This window comes from Geomonas sp. (assembly GCF_056994735.1).
On the sequence record NZ_JBXKJL010000201.1, the window covers coordinates 1 to 1661 of the forward strand.

The following is a 1661-nucleotide window of genomic DNA, read 5'->3' on the forward strand; positions in this document are numbered from 1 at the left end:
CGCCGGATTGCCAGCGGGAAGGGGACCTTCCCATAACTGACCCCGAAGAGGCACCCTATTCTAAATGACGTCCTACGGTGAGAAATATCACCCCAAGGATGAAAGTCCAGCGAATTGATGCGGTGAGGACGACGTCGCTCATGAGGAATTGACTGATGCCGGTCAACGTCTTCTGGTAATCGCTACGGGTGTGTTTCATAGATGGTCGTTCCTGGACGAGCAGGCCCGGCTACGTTCACTCCTATAGCCACTGGCTGACGCCACCGTGGCGGGAGCAGGTACCCCGGTTGTGCTGGCTGAACGAGTAGGTTCCATCCCCGCAGATAGCACTCGCGCCTGCCGGTACGGAGCCATCGTTGGAATATGCGGGCGAGTGGAGTTGGTTCCCGTCGCTATTGGTGTAGTACCGGTCGTTACTCAGTCCGCTCTGGACTACCGTGGGGTGGACGGACTGGATCGTTGACTGTGCTGGGACAAAGGAGCGCTTCGGTACCGGTGTGAGCGTGGCAGTGGGAGCCGGGGTCAGCGTGACCGTTGGTGTGGGTGTCACGGATGGGTGAACCGTGGGGGTGGCGGTGATGGTCGGGGCGATGACACTCGCACCCTTCACCAGAGCAGCTGGCGCATGTTCTGCACCCAGCGTGAGTAGCCCACCAGCCACCAGGGCGACCAAGCCCACGAATAGTGTTTTATGTCTCGTCAGTAATGAGCTCATATTGAGCTTTTTCCATGTTCCTTTACTGGGGGTGCTGTTCGAGGGTGAGGACGGCCCGGGCGAAGGCGCCGGCTCGGCGTGGGCAGCCGCGGTACCGGTCGAAGATCTTCCAGGTTTTCAGGACGGCGAAGCCGCGTTCGCCGTGGGCGCGGATCGCGGTGTGGCAGCGGTTGGCCTCCCGGGCCGAGTCCGGCAGGTTCCGTCCTTTGTACGGGGTGAGCAAGGTGGCTCCCTCTCCGCCGATGTAGCCTTTGTCGGCGTACAGGTAGAGCTCGGCGCGGGCGGCGACGGCGAACACGCCGTGGGTGCAGGCGGCGGACAGGTCGTGGGTGGAGCCGGGCAACCCATCGGAGATCTAGATCAGCCGGCCCTGCGGGTCGGTCAACCCCTGCAGGTTGATGCCATGGTGGCGGTGCCGGCCGGCGTAGTACCGCCAGTTGTGGGTGCGGATCCGGTTGGTGCGCACTAGCGTGCCGTCGAGCAGGGCGAAGTTGCTGTGCGTGCAGGCCAGCGCCCACAGCGCCGCGGTCAGGCTGCGGCCCAGTCCGGCCAGCAGCGCGACGGCTTCTCGGATGTAGCGGTAGGCGGTGGCCACCCCGATGTCGAAGCCGGCGGCCAGCCGCTGGTAGGTGTCCCCGTTGCGCAGGTGCGCCAGCACCAGCAGCGCCTGCGCGCGGGCGGACAGCTTGCGCCAGGTGTGCAGCCGTTCCCGGTGGGCTTGGATCAGGTCGGCCAGAAAGGTCAGGGTGTGCTCAGCCAGCGTGACAGCGCCAGGGTAGATTAACGATCTAGTCCTCGGTCAGATCAGAAGGCTTCAGTCACCTCCTGATCTACCGAGGGCTTCTCCATGACCAGCCGCCGGAAAGGTAACCGCCGGTCAGGCTCCGGACAACGTCACCCTACAGGTTTAATGATAACGCTCCACTAACGAACATGGAAAAAGCTC

At 63.3% G+C, this 1661-nt stretch carries 1 protein-coding gene and 1 pseudogene; both read right to left on the reverse strand.

Annotated features, from left to right (window positions below):
* Positions 1-241 precede the first annotated feature (241 nt).
* Positions 242-610: a DUF3761 domain-containing protein gene (locus tag AC11W3_RS08890; protein ID WP_484092865.1), complete on the reverse strand. Its 369-nt coding sequence runs from the start codon at positions 608-610 to the stop codon at positions 242-244.
* A 127-nt stretch (positions 611-737) separates the two neighbouring features.
* Positions 738-1496 (reverse strand): annotated as a pseudogene (locus AC11W3_RS08895) (transposase family protein).
* Between the last annotated feature and the right edge of the window lie 165 nt (positions 1497-1661).